Origin of the sequence: Microvirga alba (assembly GCF_015694465.1) — a bacterium.
Lineage (GTDB): Bacteria > Pseudomonadota > Alphaproteobacteria > Rhizobiales > Beijerinckiaceae > Microvirga > Microvirga alba.
Genome location: NZ_JADQDO010000018.1, coordinates 22,934 through 29,505 on the forward strand (window position 1 = coordinate 22,934; position 6,572 = coordinate 29,505).

General features: G+C 57.1%; 6 protein-coding genes. All 6 read right to left on the reverse strand.

What is annotated here, in order from left to right; translation table 11 throughout:
- Window positions 1-11: 11 nt before the first annotated feature.
- Window positions 12-659, reverse strand: coding sequence for a protein phosphatase CheZ (locus I2H38_RS20065; protein ID WP_229426838.1), 648 nt, complete (start codon window positions 657-659; stop codon window positions 12-14).
- Window positions 660-710: 51 nt separating this feature from the next.
- Window positions 711-1,094 carry a response regulator gene (locus I2H38_RS20070; RefSeq protein ID WP_196273654.1) on the reverse strand — a complete coding sequence of 128 codons (384 nt, stop codon included), beginning with the start codon at window positions 1,092-1,094 and terminating at the stop codon, window positions 711-713.
- A 41-nt stretch (window positions 1,095-1,135) separates the two neighbouring features.
- Window positions 1,136-1,624 carry a chemotaxis protein CheW gene (locus I2H38_RS20075; RefSeq protein ID WP_196273656.1) on the reverse strand — a complete coding sequence of 163 codons (489 nt, stop codon included), beginning with the start codon at window positions 1,622-1,624 and terminating at the stop codon, window positions 1,136-1,138.
- A 2-nt stretch (window positions 1,625-1,626) separates the two neighbouring features.
- Complete coding sequence (locus tag I2H38_RS20080) at window positions 1,627-4,293, reverse strand: hybrid sensor histidine kinase/response regulator (protein WP_196273657.1); 2,667 nt, start codon at window positions 4,291-4,293, stop codon at window positions 1,627-1,629.
- Between the two features lie 89 nt (window positions 4,294-4,382).
- Complete coding sequence (locus tag I2H38_RS20085; protein WP_196273658.1) at window positions 4,383-6,077, reverse strand: methyl-accepting chemotaxis protein; 1,695 nt, start codon at window positions 6,075-6,077, stop codon at window positions 4,383-4,385.
- Window positions 6,078-6,385: 308 nt separating this feature from the next.
- Window positions 6,386-6,572: hypothetical protein (locus I2H38_RS20740; protein WP_210324890.1), on the reverse strand; the 187-nt coding region annotated here is incomplete at its 5' end.

Consider the following 6,572-nt stretch of genomic DNA (forward strand, 5'->3'; position numbering starts at 1 on the left):
TGATCTAGAGTCTATTTGAAGAAGGCGTCGATATCGTCTTGGGACGTGCTAATTTCCGTCTGCAACGCCGGACCATTGAGAAGCTCGCGGTCCCCTTTGCGATCGGGATTCTCAACGGTCGGAACATCTTTGAAACTCTCGAGACCTCCCCAGATTTCAATCATCTTCCCAACGCGATCCTCAACAAACCGCATCGCGGTGACGACTTTGCTGATGCGCTGACCAGTGATGTCCTGGAAATTGCAGGCTTCGAAGATTCCGATGATGCGATCGGCAATCTGACGCGCCATATCGCTCTGTTCTCCGGAGAGCTGGACTGCGAGTCGGCCGGCGATATCGTCGACCGACTCGGCCGCAGCCAAGATCGCATGCGTCGCGGCCTCTGTTCCGAGTACGATCTCGCCGAGCTCGTCAGTAACCCGGGCTATTTCACGCCCTTGGGCTCCCGCATAGTGAAGTGTTGCGATCTCTTGCTTCGTTCGCTGGATCGCTTCCGATATAGCATCCAACTCGACTTTAAGGCGCAGTGCCTCCTGAGATTCAACGATCGAATGCGCTGCATCGGGTTGAACATGTCTTCGCAACGAAGCTATCGCCGCCATGATCTCTGCATGGCGGCGTGCCTCTAGGCTCTCGCCCGACGTCTCGGCGCGAGACATCTCAGAGCTCGAGATCTCGGACGCGCTCATCTCTGACCTTCCGCAACCTATTCACTGCCCGAGGACGGCTGCGATTTTTCCCTGCAGCGTTTGAGCGTTGAAGGGCTTGACGATGTAATTGTTAACGCCTGCTTTCTTCGCCGCGATCACGTTTTCGGTCTTCGCTTCGGCCGTCACCATGATGAACGGCAGATCCTTCAGGACATCATCTGCACGCACCTGCTGAAGAAGCTCATATCCCGTCATTGGCTCCATGTTCCAATCCGAGATGACAAGCCCGTATTTCTTCTCTCTCAGTTTCGCCAGCGCAGCGGTCCCATCCGAAGCATCGTCGACGTCCAGAAAGCCGATTTGCTTCAAAAGATTACGAAGAATCCGCACCATCGTCTGATAGTCGTCAACAACAAGAACGGGCGTGGAGAGATCAAGGCTCACGATAGGGGTCCTAGTTACAGGGATAGAAGATGGCTCTTTAGTCAGGCGGCCTGTTTCTGGGTTTCGAAAGCAAGTACGGCATCCACGTCCAGTATAATCAGCAACCTGTCCTGAAGCTGGTGTACACCCCGCGACAAACCTGCCCAGCGCGCGTCCAAGTGCACGGGGTTCGGCTGTAGTCCGTCAATTTCGAGCTTCAGTACCTCGCCGACCTCATCCACGAGCAAACCGTAGGACTCCCCGCGGTGCTCCAAGCCGACCGCCATACGCCTGTCTGCCACGACAAGGTCGGGAATTCCGAGCCGACGGCGCAAGGAGACGGCTGTTACAACACGACCACGGAGATTGAGTAATCCGACGATCTCTGATGATGCCAAGGGCACCGTTGTTATATCGGCGGCGACGAAGACATCATGTACTCGGTCGATCGGAAGGCCAAGCATCTGGCCCTGCACCGTAACCGTAACGTATTCTAGGTGATCGGCGACCGTTTTTGAGGTCCCGTGACTATTTGCATTGGCGGATGTCATGATCAGGCAGCCTCTTCGAGAGATCCATGGAGTTCGGACAGCGCGGACAGAAGACCATGACGGTCAAACTTTGCGACAAGTTCCGTGACGCGGAGCTTGTGAGCCTGCGCGATTTGCCGCGAATCGTGCCGCACCGCCAAGGCGATCACAGGCAAAGCTGCAAAGCGCGTCGACCCACGCAAGGCTTCTACAAGCTCGAAACCGGAGCGGTCTGGTAGATCAATAGCGGTCACCAGCACGTCTACATGCGTGCCGGCGCCCAGAGTCTGGAGAGCCTCTTCTGCGCGAGCGGCCGCATGCACTTTGTACCCCGAGGCTTTGAGAACTGGCGTCAGCATATCTCGGAAAAATGCGGAGTCGTCGACGAGGAGAATGGACTTTGCTGCGGCGTCGGCGCGGTTAGCCGCGGATCGCATCCAGGCCTCGTGAACGAGCGGCAAGTAGTGAGCGACGTTCACAACCTCTGTGGCCCGGCCACGGACGACTGCGGAGCCGACCAGGTCGGAGCGCTCCGCGACAAGTTCTATCTCAAGCTTGTCTTCGACGATATCGACGATTTCCTCGACTGCGAGGCCCATCGACAAGTCTCCGTCGGAGAACACGACCAGAGCCTGCAACCCTTCTCGTTTGATCTCCATCGCTTCATCGGAGGCGACGAGCGGCATCAGGCGCCCACGGTATTGCACCAGAGGACGTCCACCAAGCCATTCGATCGTGTCGGCGGCGATTTCCTCCAGGCGCGTAACCAACGACAGCGGAACGGCTTTGAGGCTCTCACCTCCTCCGCGGAAGACCAAGAGAGTTGTCGCCTCCTCGTCGTCGACACTCGCTTGCTCAGGGTTCTCGTCGTTCTGAAATTGGCTGTCCTCCGATCCGGATCCGACCATTCGGGCAAGCCCATTCGGATCGATGATGAGAACGACGGCGCCGTCACCGAGAATCGTATTGCCCGAGAAGAGCTGAATATGGCGGAGTTTCGAGGACATCGGTTTGACGACAATCTCCTCGGTATGAAAGACACCGTCGACGAGGATGCCGAACCGCTGGCGACCGACTTGTGTCACAACCACGAACCCTTCGTCCGCGACCTCATCGCCATCCACGCCGAGCACCTTCGACAAGGGGACTATCGGCAAGAGGCGCTCACGCAGACGCAGGACAGGCGTGCCATTGATGCGTTCGATTGTGTGCTCCGATCCAGGCGCAACTCGCACAAGCTCCAACACCGCCACTTGCGGGATAGCAAACCGCTGATCCTTGGACGAAACGATGAGAGCTGCAACAATGGCGAGCGTAAGTGGGATCTTGATCGTGAAGGTCGTTCCGCGTCCCTGCTCCGAGCGGATGTCTACAGTGCCGCCAATCAGTTCGATATTGGTCTTGACTACGTCCATCCCGACGCCACGACCCGACACAGACGTGATTGCGTTGGCCGTTGAAAAGCCCGGATGAAAGATGAACTTGGCAACCTGTGCCTCGCTCATTCGTTCGACCTCGGCCTCGCTTGCGACACCCCGCTCCACCGCTTTCCGTCGAATAGCCGCGTAGTTCAGCCCACGCCCGTCATCTGCGATCTCAATCGTGATCGTACCGCCTTCATGATAGGCGTTTAGGCGGATCGTCCCGCGCTCGGGTTTTCCTGTCGCCTTACGGTCACGCGGAAGTTCAATCCCGTGGTCAGCGGAATTGCGCACCATGTGCGTTAGCGGGTCTTTGATGACCTCGAGCACCTGTCGATCGAGTTCGGTTTCGGCGCCCTGCATCACGAGCTCGATCTTTTTCGAAAGCTCGGCAGATAGATCGCGCACCACACGCGGCAGCTTTTGCCATGCGTTGCCAATCGGCTGCATGCGCGTTCTCATGACACCTTCCTGCAGTTCGGCGGTGACGTGAGAGAGGCGTTGCAGAGGGACCTTGTATCCTGTGTCGTCAAACCGCCGGGAGATCTCGAGGAGCTGGTTGCGCGTTAGGACCAGCTCCGAAACCATCGTCATCAAGTGTTCGAGCGTATCCACGTTTACGCGGATGGTCTGAACTTTGCTGATCGGGGTATCGCTACCCTCCCCGCTTTCAGCCGACGCGGCAGGTTTCTTATCGGTCTCGGCCGGAGGCTTAGACCGCGGATCGGGAGTCATTTTTGGAGCCCGCGCCTCGGGACCGGGCGCCTCGCGGAACGCGCGCTCGAGTTCGTCAAGCGAGACCTCACCAGGAAGCAAGGCTCGTTCGAGAACCTGATAGCTCAATGTACCGACTTCCGGTTCCGCTGCGGGGGCGACCGGAGCTTCGAGCGGCACCTCTTGCGATGCCATTTGCTCCAGGCTGTCGATCAGATCATTGTCCAGCCCATCCGGCTCGACTCCGTTTCGTTCGAGCTCGGCGAGGATATCTTTGATTCGGTCGAGGGTCGCTAGGATGAGCGAGACGGCGTCGGTTGTCACTGGCATACCGTCTCGGAACTTGCCCATCAATGTCTCGGCGGCATGCGCGAGCGCTTCGAGGCGCGGCAATCCAAGAAAGCCACAGGTTCCTTTAATAGTATGAACCAAGCGAAATATATTGCGCAGGATCGTTTCATTGTTGGGATCCTGCTCGAACCGGACGAGTTCGACATCGACTGTATCCAGATGTTCGCTTGTCTCTGTCAAAAATTCGCGGAGAAGATCATCCATTTGCGCAACTCACGTCCTATGAGGCTGGCGATTAGGAAGCGCCATGCGGAACTTCCAGTTTCAATTTTTTAGGGGGCCGAGAATGCCCGTTAGGCAGCCTGTACGTCGGTTAGGAAGGCATCGACTTCCTGTCCGAGGCTGGCGGAGTGTCGGGCGAGATCCTGCGCGGCGCTCAGAACCTGGGATGCGGCTGCACCGGTTTCGCCGGCACCGCGCCGGACCTCGCCGATATTGCCAGTCACCTGCTCAGTGCCGCGCGCCGCCTCCTGGACATTGCGGGCGATCTCCGCCGTCGCAGCACCCTGCTCCTCCATCGCAGCGGCGATAGAAACCGAGATCTGCGACATCTCCGTGATTGTCTGCGCGATCGCCTGGATCGCCCGGACAGCCTCGTCCGTCGCCTGCTGCACCGAGCCGATTTGGAGCGAGATCTCGTCGGTCGCCTTCGATGTTTGGTTAGCCAGTTCCTTGACCTCTGAGGCCACAACCGCAAAGCCCTTGCCGGCCTCACCTGCGCGCGCCGCCTCGATCGTCGCGTTCAAGGCCAGGAGATTGGTCTGACCGGCGATGTTATTGATCAGCGCGATTACGTTGCCGATCTTCTCGGCCGAGGCCGCCAGATTTTGCACCGTTGCATTGGTCCGCTTGGCGTCCGAAACCGCCCGCTCCGCGATCTGCGAGGATTGCGTGACCTGGCTCGCGATCTCTCGGATCGAAATTGACAGCTCTTCCGTAGCTGCCGCCACGGTCTGCACGTTCGCCGATGTCTGCTCCGCAGCAGAGGCCACATTCACAGTCCTGTGGTTCGTCCGATCAGCGACCTCCGTCATCGTCTGCGCAGTTGCTTCCATCTCCGTCGCGGAAGCCGAAAGAGACTGCGTCAAGGCCGATACCGTCGATTCGAACTCCTTCGCCAGATGGTCAAGATGCTGAGCGCGCAGCATCTTCGAGTCGTTTTCCGCATCCTGCTCCGCCGCAAGACGACGCGCTTCGATTGCATTGTCTCGAAACACCTCCAGCGCTTTGGCAATCCGACCAACTTCATCCTTACGATCGGCATCACTCACCGACACAGTAAGGTCGCCGGCAGCGAGGTTTGCCATGGCGCTTGTGACCTTCGACAGCGGGCGCGTGATTCCGAAGACGGCGATTGCAGTGATCAGCGCGACAGCCGCAGCAAGGCCAGCACCGGCGGTAGCGATCAAGATGAGCGACGCTTGCCTCGCAAAGTCATCTGCTTCGTCCCTTGACTGCTGCAGACCAATTGAATCGGCATCGGCTTGCTGGTTCAACAAGTCGCGTACGCGGATGCGAGCTTGACGTGCGTCCCCGTTTGTCACCGCCTTGGCTGCATCATCCATATAGCCCTTGACGCCGAGGGAGACACTCTTATCGGTGGCGGCGAAATATTCGACGAGATAAATTTTGACGCCATCATAAATGGCTTTCCGGTCTGCCGATTTCGTACGGGAGATCAGGCCATCAACTTCTTTGATGGCGACATTCTTGTATTCTTCATAACGTTGAGCCGCGCTTGTGCGAGAATCCTGGTCGGTTGCGAGAATAATATTCTTCTCTTGGATCGTTGCCTCGTTCACGGCAGCGCTAATCGATCTGATCGACGTCACGCGAGCGGCATCGACCTCGACCAGCTTTTCGGTGTTCTGTGTCAACGTGTTCAGGCCGCTTCGGGCCAAGACAATGATGCCTATCGTAACAGCGATGAAGATAACCACCGGGATGGCCAACTTAGTTACCAATCGCAGGTTGTTGAGAAGGCGCATCGCTCAGTTCTCCAGGCGAAAAAGTGGCTTTTTCGTGGCTGAAGCTACGTGCCGCTAAGTCTATAAAAAGTTAAATCGCTGAGAAAATGTGCCCACGGGCGCAAAAATCGATTACTTGTTATAATATATCACAAGTATTAGTGGGCAGACGCGCAACGCTATACAATTTTAGCTGGTTATTTCAAGCCGCATTCGGTTTTACCCGCGATAATTTATACACGTCATAGCGCCGAGTGATCTCCTGCCAACCGAAGGCGACTTCGTTTAATTTTTCAATGCCTATCTCTGATCATCATGAGATGAGGGCGTCATCTCGAACGACGGAGTCTGGACGTAGCGACATCCCCGCCCTGATTTTGTGCCTGTTCTTTATTTTCATTGTTGGCAAGATTGCCACACCGTAACGGAAGGTGTGAGTGCGCGTGCGGAGCGGTCGGTTTGTCGTTGACGACGAAACGCCCGGGCGGCATTTTGAACTTGCCTACTGATTCGGAG